The following is a 22,631-nucleotide window of genomic DNA, read 5'->3' on the forward strand; positions in this document are numbered from 1 at the left end:
AAATAAGGTTAGGTGCCTCGCCCACAAGGGGCGAGGCTGTCTAATTATCGAGAAAACTTACAGTGAAGTTTAACGGACGCTATGCCGATGACTCGAATAGACAACAGAAACTCATTTAGCTTTCGCATCAGAATCTCTCCAATTAACGCTCATATCAGATGAGCCCTGGAATAGCCCGAATGACGATTCACACTTTAGGTGTGCCAGCTCACGGGAGCTTTGCCTTATAGAGTCCTGCCCCACCTTTATCTAACAATTTCACTATTAATGTCAATAAACCCCCGATCCATCAAGCCCCCCTCTCTCGATAGGCTAATTGACGGGCGTCCTGTTGTTGATGTAGGCCGGATACCAATTTCCGCCCCCGCCTCACAAGTGAAGGACTGGAAACAAAAAACCGGCTTATCCGCCGTTTTTTTCTTTGGCCGCTTCGCGGCTGCTTATGCTTCACGCAATCTGAAACTCACCATCGTGTTCGCATCATAATTATGCAATGGAATCTATAAGGGCGCTCGGATAGTTTAGGTTCCCCTTCCCTATCGTTCTTATCCAAGACTCGCAAAGAGCAGATGAGACTGAATTCTCTTTAATTTTAGCAAAAGAGTCTGAGTGCTTTGTTGCAAGCGAAGCATCCACAGTACTTCCAGACTCATATAAACATCTAGCAAAAACCCTCTGCAATAACTGAAGACCGGTATGCCCTCTACACACCCGCAATAAAACCTCATAATCAGTATTATTGACTATTGATTCATATTTCTCATAAGCCGACTTGAAGTTCTCACAAATTTCAGTTTTGTCAGCTCCACGCCAAGAAGACATATCAAAAACCAAATTTCCATCTACAAACTCGAAGTCTTTCCAGAAAACAACACCTAATGGATAGCTTGATTTCCCAATATCTCTAGCCGCCAACGTAATCGTCGCTACAACTTTCACCGCATCCACAAAACAGCCACTAAAAATCCTCAATGCCTCATATTTAAACTCAGAACCAGTAAGAAAGCGAAATGCTTCGATCATCAAGCTCTCATTAAAAAAATAGTTCTCAAACGAATGCCCTATCGTCCAAAAAAGATTCCCCCTGCTCTCATGGCCATCCATGAAATCTAAAACCTTATCCCTCACATCAAATTTATAAAACTCTCTATCACAAAAATAAAACAAGTTAGAGAAATCATGATTACCATCGCAAATACCATGGACCTTTTCAATTTTCTCCCTATTATTTCTCGAGGTTTTTTTGCAGTCACCCTTAATTATTTCAGCTGAATCAACGCGCAAGCTTTTTTCGCCGACAACAGAAAGAATCAGATTTCTTAAATTTGATTGATCATCACGACCCTCAACTAAAATCCTAGTCTTGTTGCTCATTTTCACACTAGCAATATACTGATTGATATCATATCTAACCCCCATTAAAAATCGTCCTCATCATCATTAAGGAAATCAATATCTTCTTCAGACATATCATTAAACCGGGGGGACACCTTTTTCATGAAATCTTGAAAGTCTGCAGCAATTGCAGGCGAATGAGTGCATACAATAATTTGCCTATCACCCAGTTGCCGCATCATTTTTTCAAGCAAATCTTCTTGCCAATCAATGTGAAGCGATATCTCCGGCTCATCAATAAGGACGGCGGTATTCCCGCTCATTTTATTTACTGCATAAAGCATTGTTAAAAGCTGCCTTTCACCTGAAGACATAACTCTTATACTACTCCAAGATCCATCAGGAAATTTCAATCCGACCCTGGGGATTCTTCTTTCTGAATCCATCTCATAAGCAAGCTCCTTCTTATCAAGAAATGAATTCACAACTTCAAAGTAGGCATCAATTTCTTTAAACGCCTTTTGCTGAAAAAGTTGTCTTTCTTTCAAAGCATCACGATAAACGGCTAAAGCTCCGGAAGCAGAGCTCTGCAAAACGCCCTGCATAGAACTCTTTTCCACTAGACTCTGGAGCTCTCTATATGTTTCGGAATTTTCCTCAAAATCACCAAGCTTACTAGAGTTCGATTCTTTCGTTAGGTCAGAAATCTGAAGTAATATTTCATCAGCATTAACACCGCCCTCACCGCCATCAAGAAGCGCAGAGAACACTTTAACAAACGAATCTGAGAATACTGAACTCTCGTATCTAGCTATCTTAATTTGGCAATCTCTTATTTCATTACGAAGATTGAGTTCAATATCAATCGGTGAGGGATAGCTAATTTTAGGCAAAAAATGCCCAAAAAGATCCCTAGAAAATACAGTGGCCTGCTTTGAATATCTCTCAACATTCCTTCTTGCAGAGGAAAGCCGTCTAACCTCACTTCTCGAAGACCATGCCTCCAACATAGTTCTGAACGCTGGAAAATATGATGTTTCAACTTTTGTTATTCCATTAGCCTTAACAAAATCTTTAATTTTACTTGGAAGCTCAGGAACGATAACAAGATCTCTACCGTAACGATCATCCTCCATTTCTCGAATACTTTCCGAAGCTTCTCTTTTAGTAAACCGCAATTCCTCACCTGAAGGAGAAACAATAACCACTATCAATTCGCCACCTACGTCCTCTTGACGAATCTCAACACACTCCCCCCCATAGTAATCAACCCTAATTCTTTTAAAATTCAGAAAAGCAAACCGAATAAAATCACAATTTGCTACGTTAGCAATAATATGGATTAAAGTTGACTTCCCTGTACCGTTGTGTCCATAGAGGATATTTAAAGACTCATTGAAATCTATTTCCAGATCATACCTTTTATGAATCCCGCATAACTCCACTCGCTTAATGGCATTATCAACCATGAAAACCTCTTATTAAGTGACGCAAAAAAACTATGAAATCAATAAACTTGCTCAGGATTTGCATCGTGCATGGAACATTTGGGTCAGGTCTTGCATCGTATATATAATTAACTAACCACCAAACCTTCCCACAAACCAATTTTCCCCACTCCCGGTCAACAACAACTGCTGCCTTGCCCGCGTCATCCCCACATACAACAACCGAACCTCACTCTCCAAATTCTCCTCGTCATCCTTCAACCCTCCCAACCCCGCCAGCACCACCGTATCGAACTCCAGCCCCTTGCTGCTTTGCCGGGTGAGTAGCGCAATACGTTCGGCCTTGGCGTCGTAGGCTTTCTTGCTGGCGTTGTCTTTCAGCCAGGCGTGGGGAAGGTTTTCCCGTTTGAGTGCCCGTTGCAGGGTTTCTGCCTGCCAGTTGTAGCCGTAGATCACCGCGATGTTGTTGAGCGGCTGGCCGTTCTGGTGCCATTTGCGGATGCAGCGTGCGATGTAGTGGGCTTCGTCGTTGAAGGTGTCGAACTTGCGGAATGCCGGTGCCGGGCCGCTGGCGCCGGCCATTTCCGGGGCGATCAAGGGAATATGGTCGTCATCGGCGTCCTGGGCTTGCAGGAAGTCCTTGGCGAAATCGTAGGCGTAGCTGAGGATTTCGCGGGTGTTGCGGTAATTCAGTTTCAGGATGGTGGTGCGACCACGGGCCTGAATGCCAGCGCTGGACAGCGGGAATTTGAGGCTACGCTTCTTGTAGATGGACTGGGCATCGTCGTAAAGCAGCAGCAGGGAGTTGGTGTCCGGGTCGATCATTTGCACGATCAGGGCCAGCCAGTCCTGCTCGAAGTCGTGGCCTTCGTCGATCATCACCGCGCTGTATTGGGCACGGGGGATCTGGCGCTTGTCCACTGCTTGAATGACGGTCTCTACCTGACGTTCCCAAGGCTTTAATTCGGGCGTGGCGGGGATCAGGTCTACATTGTAGGTTTGCAGTTGCCGTCCACACCATTCATGGAAATGGTGCACCTGCACTTTCTCTTCGATGCCCTTTTCGGCAATAAAGCTGCGCAGCCGGGCAGCCAGGGTGATGTTAAAGCACAGCACCAGAATCGGCTTGGTGACGGCCTGGGCCAGGTGCAGGCAGCGGTAGCCGAGGATCAGCGTCTTGCCAGACCCGGCCACTCCATGGATGACCCGGTGGCCCTCGCCCATGCTGCGGGCCAGTTGTTCCTGCTGCAGGTCCATGACGCGGACGATATCCGGGATGGCGTTGTAGCCGGGTTGGCTCTCTGCCACGGCCCGGCTGCCGGTATGACTGCCCTGCCCTTGCCCGCTAACCTGCTCGCTTTCTTCATCAGCCTCATCACCTTCATCAAACAACCCCTGCTGGGGCGCATTGATACGGATTTCCGGGAACAGGTTCCAGCGGATGCGATCGATCTGCGGCAGACTGAGTTTGTCGCCGAAGGCGTAATCGAACATGGCCCAGAGCTGTTCCTGGAAGACTTCCGGGTCGGCGGTAGCGGTCATTTCGTCCCGGCAGATCAGCCGGTGTGGCGGCAGCACCAGCTCCTGATGCTCCTCAGGGATCGCCTCGTTCCATTGCTTGCGAGTGATATTGGGGAACACCACCCCATAGCCCCACGGGAAACAGAGTTTGCCTTTGTGCTGGGCGGAGGTCTGTTGCAGGTGTTCATCGCGCTGCAGTTTCTTGATGGCGGTAAGCGCACACTGGCGAGCTTGCTGCAGGGGGTTGGTGACGGTCTTCAGGCCATCAGGGGTAAAGATTTCCATATCACGGGGCGTGATCTGTTTGAGGGTATCCAGCTTCCAGTCCTTCACCTCCAGAAACAGCAGACCACGACCGGGATGAAGAATGATGTAATCAGGATAGCGCCGGTTGCGCCCCACCGGGGTGTCGTACCAGACGGTGTAGTCATCCTCTAGCAGGGTTTCCAGCCGCTGCCCAAGACGTCGCTCGCCATTGGTCATGCCGCGGATAGTAGTGATATTGGGGATGACGGTGGCCACGATACCTACCGCTCCCAGCTCATGGTGACCCCATAGGCCTTGCCATGAACATTCAGGCGAGAATATCCAAGCATAATCATCTCGCCATTTTCTGGATGCCACTGAACCAGTGTCAGCTTTTCATTTATGTCCTCTTTCCCGTCGAGCCACAAAACGAGCTTCGCCATCCAGCCAAGGTCAAACGCATCGAATGATGGCTGCCCAAACTTTCTCTCTAATTTTGCTCTATGGTTTTCAAAGAAACGCTTTTGCTCCGCCCCGCTATTGAACCAGGCACCGTAATAAACCAGAGAAACATTGTCTGCATCGCATTGATACCAGGTTATTTCAGAGAGATCCGGGGTGTTGTGTTCAAACGCCAGAAGTTCTTGCTCCAGCATGGTTTCCAGAGGCAGATCCGCCTCCGCCCCCCGCGCAATTTCCATCTGATAGGTTTCAAGACATGAATCACCGGGTGAAACGTCCAGGAACAAGGCTGAATATGCAAACGGGGAGCACAGGAGTGCGCACAGCACGAAGAGGATTCGGCACTGCTGGGGAATAACTCGGCAGGTTTTCTGGTTAAGCGTTCCCCAGAATAAAGGCATCTAGTCCCTCATTGCTTTCTAGCCCACGATCCTGGCGGGCCTGTTGTTATTGGTATCTTTCTATTTGTGATCCAGTTCCGAATGTACACAATCTTCGGGCGCAAATAAATGAATAAGCTTCAGGGGCTTTGTTTCTTTGTTGGGGGGGTAAGAGATAGAAAGGAGGGTTCGCCCCTCGAGCGGGGCTCCTACAGGTGGTTTGTGAAGTGGCCGCCCGCCCCTATGCTCGTGCCTTGATCTGCCAGCAGGCGGCGTTAAATTTCACGGTATCGCCGAACACAAAGGGCTCGAAGGCGTCTCTGACCACGGTAATGAGACGGGCTTGTGTCTTTTCGTCCAGGTCCGGGAAAACGCGGCCGAGCGGGCCCAGGCGGGTGAAGTAGCCGACCAGCTCGGTCTCGGGGAAAGTGCATTCGAAATCCAGTGGTTCGATGCTGATGTGATGCCAGTGCGCAGCCTCAAGAAGGCTTTCCACGCGTTTAGCGTCTGCGAAGGCGAACTGCCCGGGGGCGTCCGGGGCTTGTTGTGGCAGCGTGACCATGGATTTGGCCGCCCGGGCAGCGGCGGTCATGAAGGGGTTTTCTTGCGGGGAGCGCCAGGCGACGAACAGCCCAGGGGCGTCTGTGGAAGCGGCACGCCTCAGGTTCTGGAAGGCCTTGATGGGATCGTCGAAGAACATGATGCCGAAGCGCGAGACCAGCATGTCGTACTGGCTTTCACCAAAATCATAGGTCTCTGCATCGCCGCAGATAAACTCTACGCCCGCCTTTTCTGCGCCGTTCTTTTCCGTACCCTGCCGTGCCGCCTCGATCATGACCTCGGAAATATCGACGCCCGTTGCCAACCCCTCACTCCGCGTATAACGGCTGATCGCCCAGGTTGTGCCGCCGGTGCCGCAGCCGATATCGAGAACGCGCTGCGGCGACTGGCATTCCACCGCCTTGGCCAGCAACCCCTCGATGGGTTTGAACAGGTGATCGATCAGTTGCTGGGATTCCACCCAGTTGCGCCCACCCACGCTTTTCCACAGCGTTGACGGGTTGTCGGGGGTCTCTGTTGAACGGTTCATGCTCACTCTCCGGGAGGCGCTGTCTTGATGTTAGCGGTTAGCTTGCCACTTCAAGTCAACTTGAGGTCAAGCAACGATTTTTTGGCGGGCAGTAAAAGTTCGCGCCTCAAGTGGCGCTCCTACAAAAGGGGAGCCAGCATCGCTTGCGGTAAGTTGGCATGGTTCCCGCAGTAACGTGCCTGATGGCCGGCGAAAGTGCTGGCCGAACCCTTTGTGGTCCCGGACCAGAGCAAGAGGTAAGCCCCATGGATTCTGTATCTATCAAAGACCTGATGTGCACGCGTTTTGCGACGATTCACCCGGAGATGCCGGTGGTGGAAGCCTCCAGCAACCTGATCAAGCTCGACATGCTGGGCAGCCCGGTCACCGATGGCGACGGTACGCTGGTGGGCTGGATCAGTGAGCGCGAATGCCTGCAGGCCGCGCTGCAGGTTGTGTATCACAACCAGCGCGTGGCCACGGTTAAGGATTTGATGCAAAGCGAAGTGCTGACGGTATCGCTCACCGATGACGTGCTGAACCTGGCCCAGCAGATGCTCAACGCCAAGCCCAAGATCTACCCGGTGGTGGATGCTGCCAACAAGGTGGTGGGCGTGATCAGCCGCCGCCACATCCTCAACATGCTGGACCAGAAGCTGGCTGAGCTGTGCCAAAAGGCGGGCTAGCCTGCCGCCTGGCGCAGCTCAAAAGCCTGATTTGCGCACTTTTGGTGCTCAATATGCTCGCATCGGTGTGCCGTTGTGGTGCAAAAGCGGCGGGTATCGTTCAGTGGTTCACGGCGAATCCAGGCCCGGTGAAGCACTCTTCGAGTCAAACCACTCAGACACATCGGCGCCCTGCTCGAGTCCATTACACAACCCGCCCGGCACCTCCATCACCCAATCCCGAATCGCGCTAATCACCGGATCATCCCGGCGATTTTCCGGGTACACCAGATAGAACGGTTTGCCTTCCAGTTCCGGGCCGAAGGGTTGAACCAGCCGCCCTTCTTCCAGTTCATCGGCAATCAGGGTTCGGCTCATCAGGGCCACGCCCTGCCCGCCGATGGCGGCGGAGATAGCGTGGGTTTCGTCGGAAAACACCAGCCCGGCACTGACATCCAGCCCCGCCACCTGGGCCCGTTTTTGCCAACCGGCCCAGTCCATGGGAGCCGCCAGGGCGCCGTGTGGGCGGAAGTGAATCAGGGGGTGGTCGGTTAAGTCCGCCATGTTGTCCAGTTTCAGATAAGGGCTGCAGGCCGGAATAAAGGTGTTATCGAACAGCTTCTCCGCTACCAGCCCCGGCCAGTGGCCATCGCCATAACGGATGGCCAGGTCGGCGGTGACCCCGTCCAGGGCAACCGGCTCATGGGAGGCATGGATGCGCAGGTCTATTTCCGGGTGCGCATCACGCAGCATGCAGACCCACGACAACAGCCAGCGCACGGCCACCGCTGGCGTGGTGGACAGGGTTGCTGCCAGGCGGGTCGGCGCCGCTTTCACGCGGTCCACCGCGTCACCAATGCTGTCGAAGGCCGCCTCCAGTGACACAAACAGCTCGCGGCCCTGTGGTGTCAGCAACAACTGCCGGGGCTTGCGTACAAACAGTGCCACACCCAGCGATTCCTCAAGGCCCCGAATATGGTGGCTGATGGCCGTGGCCGTAACAGACAACTCACTGGCGGCCTGCTTGGCACTTTCATGGCGGGCGGCGGCTTCAAAAGCGCGCAAGGCAGAAAGGGACGGTAACCGGCGAGGGCTCATGACTGAATTAAACTCATCTATTAATGAAAATAATGATCGTTTGTGGCGCCTTATTAGCCGGCACTAGGCTTGTCTTGTGCTTAACGATGAATGAGTTCAACTCACAAAACAAGGAGCCCACCATGACACACCTTCTGCAACTGGATGCCAGCGCCCGCCCCGGCCTTGCCGGTCAAGACGCCCACGGCTCCATCAGCCGCCGCCTGACACAACGCTTCATCAGCCGCTGGCAAGCGGCCTCTGCGAACACCGCCGTCACCCAGCGGGATCTGGGCGCTGCCCCTCCAGCCATTATCGATCAACCCTGGATCGAAGCGGCCTTTACACCCGCCGCCAATCAGCAGCCCTGGATGGCAGGCGTGCTGGCCGAAAGCGATCGATTAATTGAGGAGCTGATTGCGGCAGATGTGCTGGTAATCGGCGCGCCGCTTTATAACTTCGGTATGCCCGCTGCGCTGAAGGCGTGGGTGGACCAGATAGTGCGCATGGGCCGCACGGTGGAGTATGACGAAACCCGGCCGGAAGATCCGTTCACCCCGCTACTGGCTGATCGTCCTCGCCACGCGGTCATCCTGTCGTCACGGGGCGGCGCGGGCTTCAATCCCGGCGGCGATCTGGCCCATCTGAATCATCTGGAACCAGGCCTCACTACCGTGCTGCAGTTTATCGGCATTACCCGCATTCACTACATTGCGGTTGAGCATCAGGAAGAAGGCGGGGAGCGGTTGGCCGCGTCTATTCGTCAGGCCGAGCAAGAAGTGGATGCCTTGGTGGAGCAATTGCAGAGCGCTACCAGCGAAACGCCGCAAGCGGATTACGCGCTGGGCTAGGACCGCAAAGATCACGGGGGGCAAGTACTGACATGATGCCAGTACTTGCATGACGAACGCCCGCGCCAGGGATGGCAGGCCATTCGTCATGCAAGCTGATCCGTGACATTACTTAACGCCGCCGCACCAAGCCATCTTCCAGCACCTGCTCGAAGTGATCTTTCAGGGTCTCGCTGGCTGAACGATAGTTCACACCCAGCGCTTTGCTGCGGCTGTTATCGAAGCGCAGTGGATACCCCACGTTACGGCTGATGAACTTGCGGGTCACCGGGCCCATGAACGGGCCGACCGCCCATACCACCGGCTTGGGCACTTTCATCATCGGGAAGGGATACTGGCGGCCAAATTGCTTGCGCAGCATCGCAGCGATGTCGAGCATGGTGACCGACTCGCTAACCAGGATATAGCGGCCTTCTGCTTCCTGGCTAAACGCACCCAGCAGATGCGCCTGAGCCACTTCGCGCACATCCACCATGCCGTATTCCAGGTCCGGCACACCGGTGCGCAGCTTGCCGCGCCCCATGTCCAGCAGGGTACCGATACTGGCGGAGTTACTGGCGTTGGTGAGTGACGGGCCATACACCATGCCCGGGTTGATGGTGACCAGATCCCAGCGGCTGGCTGCATCGCCGCCCTGGGCATCGTGGATTTTCCAGGCTTCGCGCTCGGCAGCCACCTTGGAATATTGATACGGGTTGTGGTCAACGCTGCTGGTGCTGTTCCAGTCCGCTTCAGTGAAGGCGCTCTTGCCCTTCATGTCGGTGGCGTCACCGTACACGGAGGCCACGCTGCTGGTGAGCACCACACGCTTGAGGGTGTCGCAGCGATTAGCGGCATTGAGCACATTGCGGGTGCCTTCCACGGCCGGGCGTACCAGCGCTTCATGGGCATCGGTAAAGCCATCCAGCACGAACGGCGAGGCGGTGTGCATGAGGATATCGCAACCCTGCATGGGCGCATCAAAACTGTCCGCATCCAGCAAATCTGCCTTGAACAGCTTCAGGGTGCCGGGCGCAGATTCGGCAAGGCGCTTCAGGTGATCCACGCTTTTGGCTTTGTCGGGGTTGCGCACGGTGGCGTGCACAGTGTGGCCGGCTTCCAGCAGATCCTTGACGATCCAGCCAGCAATATAACCGGACGCCCCGGTAACCATGACAGTGTGAGACATTGATCGCTCCTCATTGTGGCGAGGGGCTACGCTAGCACGGAATTTCGGCGTTGTGGGTGGCAGTTCACACCACGGGTGTTGTCAGCAAAGGCAGGTGGGTCATCGATCATGCAGCTTTCTGCAGGGCAGAAAGGAGGTCGGGCTTCCCGTGCGTTGCACGACTGACCGGGAGCCCGACTTGGCAGGGTTTCTAGCTAATGCGCATTACTGGTTCAGTAACCATTCGCCACTGTCCAGAACCCGATTGTTAATCCGAATTTCGGCAATGTCACCGGCAAACAAGTTACCCGCGACGCCCTGCCAACTATTGATCCCGATGGACCAGGGTTGGCCCGGCTCAACAATCAGCCCTTTCTGTTCATCAACCCCGGTGCGCATAACCAGCGAACCATCCACATACATCTGCACTTTCTCGCCATCGTTGACCAAGGCGATGTGGTACCAGTATTCGTTCATGACTTCCCAGGACCAGTTGTCGCTACCCTTGCCATTTTGCGATGTACTCACCCACTGGAACTCTTTCAGCGATGAAACATTCAGGCCCAGAGAGGCGTCACTGCCACCGCATGCGATTTCGTGATAGCTGCACACTTGTGAAATCTGCGGGCGGTGGTTAAGAATCCCCGACCAGCTATTGTCTTCAGAAACCCAGCCTTCCGGGAGTTTCACAATTGCCTCGATGGTATAGGTCGGCAAGTAACCCGATTTGCCCGATGCACTGTTCTCAAAGGTCAGCCCAGGCGCATCCGTTTCAAGATAGTAGCCACCGATATCGTTGTTGCCTGAAAAGCGCGCCGCACCGTCGGCGTAACCAAAGGGCGGGGCTTGTGCAGCCACTTCGAAGAAGTCTGCCACCGGCCCTTGTGGATCGTTGTGCGCCATGAGCACCAGGTTGTTGTTATTGCCTGAAGCGTCCAGGAACTGTACCTCGCCACTGGTAGTGGTGACCTGATGGTCCCGGTCCAGGATCCAGTAAGCCTGGGTGCCGTCGATGTTGCCCGGTTCACTGGCGACATGGTGCTCGTTGAACTGACTGAAACGGCTGTCGAAGTCCATGGGAACACTGAACTCCCACCGCGCAAGCTCATCCTGGGGTTGGCGCTGATCTTCCGGTATCGCGGCTACCCAGGGCGAGAAAGAACGGAAATCGAGCTTGCCGTTGGCTTCATCGAACCCCACCAGCTGCATCATGCCATTGCCGCCCCAGTATCCTGATTGATAATCCACAACCAGCATGACCACATCACGACCATAGTTGTTTTTCCCAACCATCATGGCTTCACCGTGGTGGTGGCCATTGAAGGTCAGGAAGATCTGGTCATTGCTGCGAATCAGGTTTTCCCAAAGCCTGGCACCATGATCAGTGAAGATGGCAGTTTCTCCGTCACCCGCAATGTCCAGCAACTGGTGAGTGGTGAGAATGACCGGTAGCTCGGGATGTTTATCCAGAATGGATTGCGCCCAGGCCAGAGTCTGATCGGACGAGCGCCAGTCCAGAGCCAGCACCATAAACTGGCGCTCACCGGCAGAAAAAATATGGTAGCTACTGAAACCCGTGCTGTCGGTACCCTGGAAAGTCGTATAGTTGCCCGCCTGCAAACTTGCCGGGAAGTGGGTCAAGTAGGGCTCGTTGGACAATTCGCGTTGGTCGTCCCACTGCCCGCTATTGAGCACATCATGGTTACCGGCCAGCACGCTGTAAGGGGTTTCAGCATTGGCTTCCAGCACTTGTAGTGCCTGGCGGGCAAACACCCACTCCTGCGGGTCTCTCGCCCTGTCTACCACATCCCCAAGATGCAGGGTGAATTCAATATCCTGTTGTTGGTAGTTATCTGCAATCCATTGCGTTTGTGCCATAAAACGCTCGGGGGAATAGCGGGAGTATTTCTGGGTGTCGGGAATCACCGCTACGGAATAACTGTGAGCATTATTCTCGTCGGGCTTATCCGTCAGCTCACCTGAGCTACTTCCGCTACCACCACAAGCGGACAGAAACGTGGCCATCAAAGCAATCAGGCCAGCATTCCGCCATCGCGATCCGGGCAACAAACTCATCACATACCTCTAATGAATAACAATTAATGGAGCGGCAAACCTAAGTGCTACAGGTGACACTTCCATGAATTCAATTCAGAACGGCAGTGCAACAACTAAAAAAGCGGCAACCGGATCACAATCACGACAGGGTTAACGACATGACTGCCGGAAATCGGCCCAGCGGCAACAACTTCATTTCCGTAAGGGGGCAAAGGAAAAATTCGAGAGTAACGTCGTCACCCGCCAGCGATCGGCGGATGACGTTTTCTGGTCTGAGATGGAGTGGCTAATGACGGGATCAGGAGGCGCCCTCCGAGAGGGCGCCGACAATCACTAGCGAGATGGATTAGCCGCGCGATCGGTTGAACTGCATCCAGACAGCCAGCCCCAGACCCCAGGCGGCATTGACGATCAGACCGCCCACCACCTTGGTGGCATTCACGTCCAGGCCTTTCATGGGGAACACCAGCAGCATGGCCACCAGAGTCGGCCCGATGGCACCGATGACGACAGCGCTAAGCCAGAATTTCATGCCCTGCCAACGACGGATAACCCACCACACCGGCAAGCCCCACACACCACCCCAGAAGGCCAGGGAAATCACTTGTGGTACACCCAGTGGCGGCACCGGAGTCATGTTCCATGGAAAGGCAGGAATAAGGCCGCCCAGCCAGAACAGGGCCAGCACGCCCTGATGGAACAGCAGAGTGGCGACAAAACCACCGGTGAAGGCCTGCAGCCATTGTTGTTTTGGGTTAGCCATGGAATCTCCGTCGGGTTGTGCTTTCGGGTCAGCAGATAGACGCTAGCATATCCCACAACAGAAAAACGTGAGAGCCAAATCGCAGAGCTCGTCCTGGCTTTTATGAACGGACCAAAGAATCAAACAGAGGCGGCATTGCGGATAATAAAAACCCCGGCCAAGGCCGGGGCAAACGAGGAATCAGCAGCAGTATTCGATTTCATTGTGTTCAGGTTCAGGCAAGGTGCAAATGCATCCTTTATCCCCTTTGGTGAACACTTGCCCTGCCACGGTAAGAATCCATACGGGGCATTTTCTTCAGCAATTCTTCGTAGCAGATGATCAAATTATCACCACATCTTTAACCGACGTCTGTAAGCCTTCTCTTACTTTCCCATAGGAACTTAACCATTCCGCCCTGTTTTCGGCCCCGACAGGCGCGCACACAGGCGTGCCACCGGTGAAAGCTCACACCGCTCATAAAGAAAGGCTGGACAGCATGGCAACAGTAGTTTTACGCTAAAGCCAAATGTGAACACATGTTCATTAACGCAGCGTAAACATTGTTCTTCTGCACAGGGTTTACGTACAGATTCGGTTAAGGCCATTGGCCTGCAGACTTGGCAGAGGAGGATACTCAAACGTTCCGGCATGCAGCTTTCCCGGTAACGAAATGGACAGGAACGGACGGTGACAGCAGCCCTCAGCGGCACTGTTCACGCCATGCCCCCGCTTGCAACAGCACCTGCATGCCGGGTTAGCGACAACCTCGAATAATGACAACGAAAGAGGAACCGTTATGCGTCAACCCACCCAGCCAGAGCCAGGTGCATCATCATCCATCTGGTCTCGACTGAGTACCATCACCGATTATTTTGCCTGGCCACTGCGCACCTCCCATTACCTGGAGCTGGTGAATCCGCTGTGGACCACCCACAAGCTGCAGGCCCGAGTAGTCAAAGTGTGGGATGAAACCAAAGACGCGCGCACGCTCACCCTGCGACCCGGCCTGAACTGGCGCGGGCACCGGGCGGGGCAGCATGTGCGAGTGGGGATCCCTGCCAATGGCAAGCATTACACCCGTACCTACACCATTTCCTCGCCCCCCGAGCGCGAAGACGACTGCTTCACGATCACGGTGAAGGCCATCGACAAGGGCACTATCTCCCACCACATCGTGCGCAATATCAAGGTAGGCGATTACCTGCCCATCGGCCTGCCGCAGGGGGATTTCTATCTGCCCGATGCGCAGCCGATTCAGCCGCTGTTTATTACCGCAGGCAGCGGCATCACCCCCGCGTTCAGCATGATCAACAGCCTGATTGCCCAGGGGCGCCTGCCGGATACGCACCATGTCCACTATGCCCCCCACGAGTTTGATGTGGTGCTGGGCAAGGAACTGAAGGCGATGGATCGCTACAACGATCGCTATAACCTGCATCTGATTTACAGTCGTGAAGGCGAAGACCCGAGCCGTAACCGTTTTTCCTCGACACAGCTGGATGCGCTCTGCCCGGACTGGAAAGACCGGGATGTGTACGCCTGCGGCCCCCCTTCCCTGCTGGAAGCGATCGAGCAATGCATGGCCGAGGCGGGCTGTAGCCGCCGGCTGCATGTGGAGCGATTCCGCGCGCCCTTTACCGAAGTGCCCGCCGATGCGGTGGGTGGCCGTGTGCGCTTTGCCCAGAGCGATGTGGACACCGAAGGCGACAGCGACACCCCGCTGCTGAAAGTGGCCGAGGCGGCCGGCATGAACCCGCCCCACGGTTGCCGCATGGGGATCTGCCATACCTGTAACACCACCCTGGTTTCCGGGTGTGTGCGTGACCTGCGCACCGGCGAGGTACTGAACGAAGCAGGCAGCATTGTACAAACCTGCATCTGCGCCGCCGCCGGCGACTGCGAACTGGATTTGTGAGGGAAGAATAATGAAAACCCATCAATACCCGGTCGACCTGACCGACGAACAGATCGAAGAATTCGGTAACGAGCTGGAAGCCATTCGCAACGAGGTATTTGATTCCCGGGGCGACCGCGACCGCGCCTATATCCTCAAGGTGATCAAGACCCAGCGCACCATGGCGGTAAGCTCCCGCTTTGTGATTTACCTGTCGCTGTTTTTCATTCCCGCCTGGGGACACGCGCTGGCCACCTGGCCGGTGGCACTCACCCTCATGGGCCTGGGCGTCTTCGCGCTTGGCATCGCCAAGATTCTGGAAAACATGGAAATCGCCCACAACGTGCTGCACGCCCAGTGGGACTGGATGAAGGACCCGGAAATCCAATCCAACACCTGGGAATGGGACACCATGAGCCCCTCGGACCGGTGGATGCATTCGCACAATGTGGTGCACCACACCTGGACCAATGTGCTGGAAAAAGACCTGGATGTGGGCTACGGCATCATGCGGGTGACCCCCATGCAGAAATGGAAGCCGGCGTTTCTGTTGCAGCCGATCTATTTCATTTTGCTGATGCTGCTGTTCGAGGAAGGCGTGGCCGTCCATGAGCAGGCCATCGACGACCACCTGAAAGGCAAGAACAAGCTGAAGGACTTTACGCCCCTGTTAAAGCGTATCGGCTACAAGGTCTGGCGGCAGGTGGCCAAGGATTACATCGCCTGGCCGCTGGCAGCAGCACTGGTGGCGATCCCGATTTCCTTCTACGTGCCCTTCTCGCCCTTGCTGGTGTTTGGCATGGTGGCCGGCGCCAATGCGGTGGCCAACCTGATCCGCAACATCTGGGCGTTCACCATTATCTTCTGCGGGCACTTCCCTGCCGGGGCCCACAACTTCACCCTGGAACAAGTGGAAGGTGAAACCCGTGGTCGCTGGTATCTGCGGCAAATGCTGGGCTCTTGCAACATCGAGGGCAGCAAGCTGTTCCATATCCTGTCCGGCAACCTGTCGCACCAGATTGAGCACCACCTGTTCCCGGACATGTGCAGCAACCGCTACAAGGAAGTGGCCCCACGGGTGCGGGCACTGGCCGACCGCTACGGCATTCCATACAACAGCGCCTCCCTGTTCCGCCAGTTCGGCACCACCTGGCTGAACAACCTGCGCCTGGCTTTTCCCGGCGGCGGCGAACCCTATGAAGGCAGCCAGAGCCAGACCACACCTTCCTGAACCTGACCTGCCTGGCCCGGTGCATACAACAGGCTGCACCGGGCCTGTTCTTTTCCGGTATGCTCCTCCATGACGCAACCGGATACCTTCCATGACAACGACACAACCGCCCCTCAACGACATCGCCCACATGTTCAGCCGGGCCTTTTTCCACGACCCCCTGTTTGTCTACTTCTTCCCGAACCCGTCGCAACGTGAAGCGCGGGCGTACTACACTTTCCGTTTTCTGGTTGCCCATGCCAGCCAAAACGGTCAGGTACACATCGCCCAGCAACCACAGGATGGCGCTGCTGTCTGGCTGCCATCGTCAGCCCTGCGGCACAGCATGGCCGATATGCTGCGCTTCGGCGCGGTGCGCGCCATGCTCAAGCAAGGCCCCGGCGCGATAAAACGCCAGATGCAGGCAGGCGAGGCCATGCAGGCGGTACATCATCGTGCCCTCAGCGCTCCCCATGCGTATCTGCTGCTGCTCGGCATCGATCCGTCGCAGCAGGGTCGCGGATTGTCGACGCCGCTGCTACAACCGTCACTGGATCGACTGGACGAGCAAGGACTGCCCTGCTACCTGGATACCCATAACCCGAACAATGTGTCCTTGTATCAACGGTTCGGTTTTGAGGTCGTGCATGAAGACGAGATCCCCGGGACCTCGGTACGACACTGGGCCATGCTGCGGCAGAGCAGATAGCCTCATGACTTGGCGTAAAGGGCCTGATACAGATTAAAAAAACCACCGCCCCCCTTCAGGAACGGTGGCTTTCTTTAGGGGGCCTCTGAGAAGCGCCCTTGGTCAATATATTGGTCTTTATTCCATTTCGGCAACAGGCCGCCAGATACCATCCTGAACCTGAGACAGAATAATCCCGCTACCCGCGCGGTGATTAGTCTCGCTCATCTCCGTCTCCACGCCGGTTACCTTGTCACTGAATTTCAGTGATTCCAGCGCATCCAGGAAAGATTCCGTGGTCAGGTCCGGGCCGGCTTCGCGCAGGGCGTTGATGGTGAGCATGGCACCAACACGACCAAGTACGGCGCCACCACTGGGCAGTTCACCATATTGCTCCTTGTAGGCTTTGCCCCACTTCTCAGCTTCCGGCACATGGGTCATACGGCTGACGATGTCCTCCCAGGAAGCAACACCGTACAACCCTTCGGTAACACCACCCGGTGCCGCCGCAACGGCAGAATGGAAGCCCGCCTGGGATACGATGAACTTGGCATCATCCCAACCCATCTGTTTGGCTGTCGCGACGACGGTGATAATGGGGCGCACGGGCAGGGCTACCGCCACCAGTTCGCAGTTGGCATCGCGCAGGCGCGCCAGCGTACCGCTGAAATCACTTTCATCCGGGCGATGCGAAGAGCTCTCGGCCAGAGTCAGTGCATCGTTGGCGTCTGCTGCATCGTTAACCGCCTGATTCACCTCTTCACCGAAGTCAGAGGGAATATACATCACACAAATTTTCTCAATGCCCTCGTCTTCCACCAGCCGGTTCACGCCCTGTAATACGCCCTCGTAGTAGCTGGGACCGAGCACGTAGCGGTAGCGGAAGTCCCCTTCTTCTTCCATCTGCCGGGAAAGCGATAACGGCAGGACGCTGGGAACCTTGTTGCGATCCATGATCGGAAACGCCGCCAGGTTATGGGGCGTCCCCAGACTCATCAGCATGGCAAAGACTTCATCGCGGCTAACCAACTTGTTCACCGCTTGCGTTGCCTTGGGAACCTGATAGGCATGGTCTTCGACGATATAACGAATCTTGCGGCCATGAATGCCGCCCTGTTCGTTCACTTCTTCGAACATGTCGTTGGCCACTTGCACGGCCGGTGAAGAAAACGCTGCGAATACCCCGGACAGGTCGTGCATGCCGCCAATTCTGATTTCAGTGTCGGTCACGCCACGCACCGATTCGGCTGCGGCTTTGTCGTCTTCCTTGTTATTGTTGTCACTGCAGCCCACCAGGGCTATGGCGGTTACAGCCGCCAGACAGAGCTTCTTCATGATGCACTCTCCTCTCGTACCATCAGTACATGGAATCAATCAGGTGCTTGTGTTTTTTCTCCACGAAGGAACGCTTCAGCTTCATGGTTGCGGTCAGCTCCTCATCCTCAGCGGTGAGCAGCACATCGATCAGGCGGAAATACTTGATCTGTTCCACCTGGGCGAATTGTTTATTCACGTCCTGAATAACACTGTCGATGAGGTCCAGCACTTCTTTGGCTCGACACAGTGACGCAAAATTGGAAAACGGTACCTGGCGATCCTGGGCGTATTTCTCCACGTTCTCCTGATCAATCATGATCAGGCAAGTGAGATACTTGCGCTTGTCGCCAATCACCACGGCATCAGAAATATAGGGCGAGAACTTCATCCGGCTTTCAATTTCTGCCGGCGTAATGTTCTTGCCCCCTGCGGTGATAATGATGTCCTTGAGGCGGCCGGTAATGGTGAGCATGCCGTCTTCCAGGCGCCCCACATCGCCGGTATGCAGCCAGCCATCGCGGATGTCTTCGGCGGTTTTTTCAGGTTTCCGCCAGTAACCGGCAAAGACGTGATCACCACGCACCAGCACTTCACCGTTGTCGGCAATGCGCACCTCGGTTCCGGGCAGCGCTTCACCCACGGTGCCCACCTTCTCGCGTTTGGCACTGTTCAGCGAGGCCACACCGGTGGTCTCGGTCATGCCGTAGCCTTCGAACAAAGGCACCCCCAGTGACTGGAACCAGCGGATCTGTTCCGGGGCGATGGGCGCCGCGCCGGTGGTGCCACGACGCAGGCGGTTCATACCGATCAGGTCACGAACATTGCGTAGCACCAGCAGGTTCCAGAACTGGTATTGCAGGGCCGACAGCGGATTGCGCTTGCCATCGCAATGCCAGGCTTCGCCGGCAGCCACCGCACGATCGAAACACCAGCGACCGAACCCGGTGGCTTCGTCACGCAGGGTCATCATGGAACTGTAGACCTTTTCCCACAGGCGCGGCACCGCCGCAAAGGTATGAGGAGACACTTCACGCAGGTTTTCAAAGACGGTTTCCGGGCTTTCTGCAAAATTCACCGTGCAGCCCTTGTAGATGGGCAGCTCCACGGACACCAGCCGTTCCAGAATATGGCACAGGGGCAGGAAACACAGCTGATCATCGTCTTCATGGGCATCGAGTACCTGCTCGCCGGCGGCCAGCTGGAACAACACATTGCGATGACTGATCATGGCCCCCTTGGGCGCCCCGGTGGTACCGGAAGTGTAGATCAGCATGCGGATGTCATCGGGTTGGCTCTGGGCAATGCAGGTGCTGAACTGCTCTTCTGCATCCGGGATCTGTTCACCCAGTGCGTAAAGTTCATCCAGGAACATGACCATGGGATCGTCAAAATCCCGCAACCCTTTGCGGTCATAAACAATGACTTTTTTCAGGGTCGGCACCTGATCACGCACGGTCAGGTACTTGTCCAGCTGTTCATCGTTCTCCACAAACAGGAAGGCCGATTCACTGTCGTTGATCAGGTAGGCCAGCTGCTCGGGGCTGTCGGTGGTGTAGACGCCGTTACTGATACCACCCGCACCGGCAATACCCAGATCGCAGTACAGCCATTCCTTGTTGTCTTCGCTGAGAATGGATACTGGCTGACCACGCTCCAGCCCCAGGGACAAGAGCGCAACGCCAATGGCGCGGGCCTTTTCGTAATAATCCAGCCAGCTATGGCTTTGCCAGATGCCCAGATCCTTTTCACGGTGAGCAATATTACTGCCCCGCTCCAGGCATTGCTTTCGCCAGAGTTTGACCACGGTATCGCAACCGTGGAGCTGAGTGGGTGTGGTGTTATTTTTAGTCATCATCAGCGCCAGGTCTTCTTTCGTTTCCAGCGTTTTTCCGGTCGGTCATCCCCCGCCGACTGGCCCAGATAAAATTCGCGAATATCATCGCTGGCGAGTAGATCGTCGGCACTGCCATCCATGACAATGCGCCCGGTTTCCAGTACGTAGCCGTGGTCTGCCGTATTCAGTGCCACCTGGGCATTCTGCTCTACCAGCAATAACGTTACGCCCTGCTCTTTGTTAAGTCGGCGGATAATCTCGAAGATTTCCTGCACCAGCAGTGGCGACAGGCCCAGCGAAGGCTCATCCAGCAGCATTAATGAAGGGCGCGACATCAACCCACGGCCAATGGCCAGCATTTGCTGCTGGCCACCGGACAAGGTGCCTGCTGCCTGACTGCGGCGCTCCTTGAGGATAGGAAAATAGTCATAAACCATTTCGATATCCTGGCGGACTGCTGCCTTGTCACGGCGAATATAGGCGCCCATGACCAGGTTTTCTTCCACGCTCAGGAACGGAAAAACCTCTCGCCCTTCTGGCACATGGGCAATGCCTTTGCGTACCAGTTTGTCCGGTTCGCTGCCGTCGATGGTCTCGCCAGCCAGGGTGACGCTGCCTTTGCGCGGCGCCAACGCACCGGAAATGGTTTTCATCAGGGTAGTCTTGCCAGCACCGTTGGCTCCCAAAATGGTGACCACCGAGCCTTCATGGACATCGATGGATACCCCGCGCAGGGCCATCACCGGGCCATAAAACGCTTCCAGATTCTTCACCTGCAACAGGGGCTGGGCGCTCAGGGTTTTCTCTGCCGCGTCACTCATGATGTGGCCTCCGTACCCAGATAAGCTTCAATCACTTTCGGATTCGCCTGCACTTCAGCAGCGGTCCCCATGGCTAGCGGGTGGCCTTCTGCCACCGCCAGCACCCGGTCGGAGACACGCGACACCAGGCTCATATCGTGCTCCACCATCAGTACGGTAAGCCCCAGATCTTTCTGCATGTCCTCGATCCACCAGGCCATGTTCTGGGTTTCTTCCACACTAAGGCCGGAAGCCGGTTCATCCAGCAGAATCAGCTTCGGTTCACTGGCCAGTGCACGGGCAATTTCCACCACCTTGCGCACCCCGTAAGGTAGGCCTGCGATTAATTTGTCCCGGTACGGCGCCAGATCCAGAAAGTCGATGACCTCTTCCACCAACAGACGCTGTTCACGCTCACTGCGTCGTACCTTGGGCAAAAACAGCAATTCCTCGAACCAGCGGGTTTGTCGGCGGCAGTGCCGGCCGATTAGCAGGTTCTGGAGGACCGAGGAGTGATCGAACAACTCGATATTCTGGAAGGTGCGAGCGATCCCCAACCCGGCCACGTCGTGGGCAGGCAAGCCAGTGATATCCTGGCCATCGAAGATGATCTGCCCCGCACTCGGTTCATAAAGGCGGCTAATCAGATTGAAGATGGTAGATTTTCCGGCCCCATTGGGGCCCACCAGAGTAAAGACTTCGCCGGCCTTCACCTCGAAGCTCACCCCGTCCACCGCTTTAACACCCCCGAAGGAGATGGAAAGATCCTTGACCTGTAACAGACTCATCGTTGGCGCTCCGTTTTCAGGTAAGTTCGGGTGCGTCGGAACATGCCCTTGCGATACAGGGGAAACAGCTGCAGCCAGGTACGCACCTTGAACCAGACACCATAGAGTCCGCGTGGCTCGTAAATCACCATGAGCAGAATCAACAGCGCGAACAGGGCCGTATCGAGGCCGGGGTAGGCGGCGATCTGTATACCGGCGGTGTTATCCAGGTAATCACTGGCAATGGCGATAACCTGTGGCAACAGCACCACCACGATGGCACCGAAGAAAGCGCCGTGCACTGAGCCCAACCCGCCAATCACCACCTGCAACAGCAGCGTGATGGAAATCAGCACCAGGAAGCTTTCATAGTTCACCGCCTGGGCCAGATGAGCGTAGAGCGCACCCGCCAGCCCGGTAATGGCACAGGACAAGCTGAACGCCAGCGTTTTCGCGCGAGCCACATTGACGCCAAGTGCGCGAGCAGAGACCTCGCTGTCACGTACCGCCAGAAAGGACCGGCCCGAGGCGCTACGCAGCAGGTTCAGGTAGCCCAGCGTCACCAGCACCAGCACTCCCAGACAGAGATAATAAAAAGCCTCTGGCGTGGCGTAGCGATCGATCTCCATGCCAAACAGGCTGATTGGCGGAGCAAACACCCCGGCGACCCCGCCGGTCACCGGCTCGGCCATGATCGACACATCTTCCACGATGATGCTCAACGCCAGGGTGGCGATGCCCAGATAGATGCCGCTCATGCGCAGTATCGGCCGGGCAATGACGGCGCCGGCCACCCCGGAGGTCACCGCACTGGCCAGCAGCGCAGGCAGGAAATGCCAGCCTCGCTGCATCAGTGCCAGATTGGTAAAGGCACCAATGGCCATAAAGGCTGCATGCCCGAGACTCACCTGCCCGGTATGGCCACTGATCAGCATCAGCCCCAACCCGGCCAGCGACCAGACCAGCACAGCGGTGAGCTCCCCCAGGTAGTAATTACCGAGCACCCAGGGCGCAGCCAGCAACAACGCTGCCAGTATCGCGTACTGGGCCATGTGCCAGCGGCCTTCAAACAGATTGATATCGTCGTCGTAACGGCTTTTAAAACGGTTGCTCATGG

General features: G+C 55.5%; 19 protein-coding genes. 5 read left to right on the top strand and 14 right to left on the bottom strand.

The window, feature by feature from the left end:
- Positions 1-486 precede the first annotated feature (486 nt).
- The 5 genes from F1529_RS14765 to F1529_RS14785 all read right to left on the bottom strand — a co-directional run bounded on the left by F1529_RS14765 (position 487) and on the right by F1529_RS14785 (position 6,482).
- Positions 487-1,419 (bottom strand): DUF4435 domain-containing protein, encoded by a 933-nt coding sequence (locus tag F1529_RS14765; protein WP_155135822.1) that lies wholly within the window; start codon positions 1,417-1,419, stop codon positions 487-489.
- Positions 1,419-2,804, bottom strand: a complete 1,386-nt coding sequence (locus F1529_RS14770) for an AAA family ATPase (protein ID WP_155135825.1) — start codon at positions 2,802-2,804, stop codon at positions 1,419-1,421. Before F1529_RS14770 ends, F1529_RS14765 begins: the two co-directional genes overlap by 1 nt.
- Positions 2,805-2,915: 111 nt before the next feature.
- Positions 2,916-4,826, bottom strand: coding sequence for a DEAD/DEAH box helicase (locus F1529_RS14775; protein WP_370457041.1), 1,911 nt, complete (start codon positions 4,824-4,826; stop codon positions 2,916-2,918).
- 5 nt (positions 4,827-4,831) lie between these two features.
- Positions 4,832-5,413, bottom strand: a complete 582-nt coding sequence (locus F1529_RS14780) for a hypothetical protein (protein ID WP_155135828.1) — start codon at positions 5,411-5,413, stop codon at positions 4,832-4,834.
- Positions 5,414-5,633: 220 nt separating this feature from the next.
- Complete coding sequence (locus F1529_RS14785) at positions 5,634-6,482, bottom strand: class I SAM-dependent methyltransferase (protein WP_155135831.1); 849 nt, start codon at positions 6,480-6,482, stop codon at positions 5,634-5,636.
- 245 nt (positions 6,483-6,727) lie between these two features.
- On the opposite strand from F1529_RS14785, the gene F1529_RS14790 reads away from it, so the two are divergent.
- A complete protein-coding gene (locus tag F1529_RS14790) occupies positions 6,728-7,147 on the top strand; it encodes a CBS domain-containing protein (protein WP_155135834.1) in 420 nt (139 codons plus the stop codon).
- Between the two features lie 108 nt (positions 7,148-7,255).
- Here F1529_RS14790 and F1529_RS14795 read toward each other — a convergent pair whose 3' ends face one another.
- Positions 7,256-8,224: a LysR substrate-binding domain-containing protein gene (locus tag F1529_RS14795; RefSeq protein WP_155135837.1), complete on the bottom strand. Its 969-nt coding sequence runs from the start codon at positions 8,222-8,224 to the stop codon at positions 7,256-7,258.
- A 122-nt stretch (positions 8,225-8,346) separates the two neighbouring features.
- Here F1529_RS14795 and F1529_RS14800 point away from each other — a divergent pair, with 122 nt between their 5' ends.
- The gene (locus F1529_RS14800; protein WP_155135840.1) at positions 8,347-9,054 is read left to right on the top strand and encodes an FMN-dependent NADH-azoreductase; all 708 of its coding nucleotides are present in this window, start codon (positions 8,347-8,349) and stop codon (positions 9,052-9,054) included.
- 112 nt (positions 9,055-9,166) lie between these two features.
- On the opposite strand, the gene F1529_RS14805 is transcribed toward F1529_RS14800, so the two are convergent.
- The 3 genes from F1529_RS14805 to F1529_RS14815 form a co-directional block, all read right to left on the bottom strand.
- Positions 9,167-10,222: an NAD-dependent epimerase/dehydratase family protein gene (locus F1529_RS14805; protein WP_230457807.1), complete on the bottom strand. Its 1,056-nt coding sequence runs from the start codon at positions 10,220-10,222 to the stop codon at positions 9,167-9,169.
- Between the two features lie 204 nt (positions 10,223-10,426).
- A complete protein-coding gene (locus F1529_RS14810) occupies positions 10,427-12,226 on the bottom strand; it encodes a LamG-like jellyroll fold domain-containing protein (protein ID WP_155135843.1) in 1,800 nt (599 codons plus the stop codon).
- A 379-nt stretch (positions 12,227-12,605) separates the two neighbouring features.
- Complete coding sequence (locus F1529_RS14815; RefSeq protein WP_155135846.1) at positions 12,606-13,022, bottom strand: hypothetical protein; 417 nt, start codon at positions 13,020-13,022, stop codon at positions 12,606-12,608.
- A 778-nt stretch (positions 13,023-13,800) separates the two neighbouring features.
- On the opposite strand from F1529_RS14815, the gene F1529_RS14820 reads away from it, so the two are divergent.
- The 3 genes from F1529_RS14820 to F1529_RS14830 all read left to right on the top strand — a co-directional run bounded on the left by F1529_RS14820 (position 13,801) and on the right by F1529_RS14830 (position 16,817).
- The gene (locus F1529_RS14820) at positions 13,801-14,919 is read left to right on the top strand and encodes a ferredoxin reductase (RefSeq protein WP_155135849.1); all 1,119 of its coding nucleotides are present in this window, start codon (positions 13,801-13,803) and stop codon (positions 14,917-14,919) included.
- 10 nt (positions 14,920-14,929) lie between these two features.
- Positions 14,930-16,129 (top strand): acyl-CoA desaturase, encoded by a 1,200-nt coding sequence (locus F1529_RS14825; protein WP_155135852.1) that lies wholly within the window; start codon positions 14,930-14,932, stop codon positions 16,127-16,129.
- Between the two features lie 91 nt (positions 16,130-16,220).
- Positions 16,221-16,817, top strand: a complete 597-nt coding sequence (locus F1529_RS14830) for a GNAT family N-acetyltransferase (protein WP_155135855.1) — start codon at positions 16,221-16,223, stop codon at positions 16,815-16,817.
- Positions 16,818-16,934: 117 nt separating this feature from the next.
- Here F1529_RS14830 and F1529_RS14835 read toward each other — a convergent pair whose 3' ends face one another.
- The 5 genes from F1529_RS14835 to F1529_RS14855 are packed head-to-tail and all read right to left on the bottom strand — an operon-like array spanning position 16,935 to position 22,629.
- The gene (locus F1529_RS14835; protein WP_155135858.1) at positions 16,935-18,131 is read right to left on the bottom strand and encodes an ABC transporter substrate-binding protein; all 1,197 of its coding nucleotides are present in this window, start codon (positions 18,129-18,131) and stop codon (positions 16,935-16,937) included.
- Between the two features lie 22 nt (positions 18,132-18,153).
- A complete protein-coding gene (locus F1529_RS14840) occupies positions 18,154-19,968 on the bottom strand; it encodes a long-chain fatty acid--CoA ligase (protein WP_007150488.1) in 1,815 nt (604 codons plus the stop codon).
- Complete coding sequence (locus F1529_RS14845) at positions 19,968-20,768, bottom strand: ABC transporter ATP-binding protein (RefSeq protein WP_007151022.1); 801 nt, start codon at positions 20,766-20,768, stop codon at positions 19,968-19,970. The genes F1529_RS14840 and F1529_RS14845 overlap by 1 nt, the downstream gene beginning before the upstream one ends.
- On the bottom strand, positions 20,765-21,535 hold the full coding sequence (locus tag F1529_RS14850) for an ABC transporter ATP-binding protein (RefSeq protein WP_007150030.1): 771 nt from the start codon (positions 21,533-21,535) through the stop codon (positions 20,765-20,767). The genes F1529_RS14845 and F1529_RS14850 overlap by 4 nt, the downstream gene beginning before the upstream one ends.
- On the bottom strand, positions 21,532-22,629 hold the full coding sequence (locus tag F1529_RS14855) for a branched-chain amino acid ABC transporter permease (RefSeq protein ID WP_007148806.1): 1,098 nt from the start codon (positions 22,627-22,629) through the stop codon (positions 21,532-21,534). Before F1529_RS14855 ends, F1529_RS14850 begins: the two co-directional genes overlap by 4 nt.
- Positions 22,630-22,631 lie beyond the last annotated feature (2 nt).

Source organism: Alcanivorax sp. VBW004, assembly GCF_009718865.1.
GTDB lineage: Bacteria > Pseudomonadota > Gammaproteobacteria > Pseudomonadales > Alcanivoracaceae > Alcanivorax.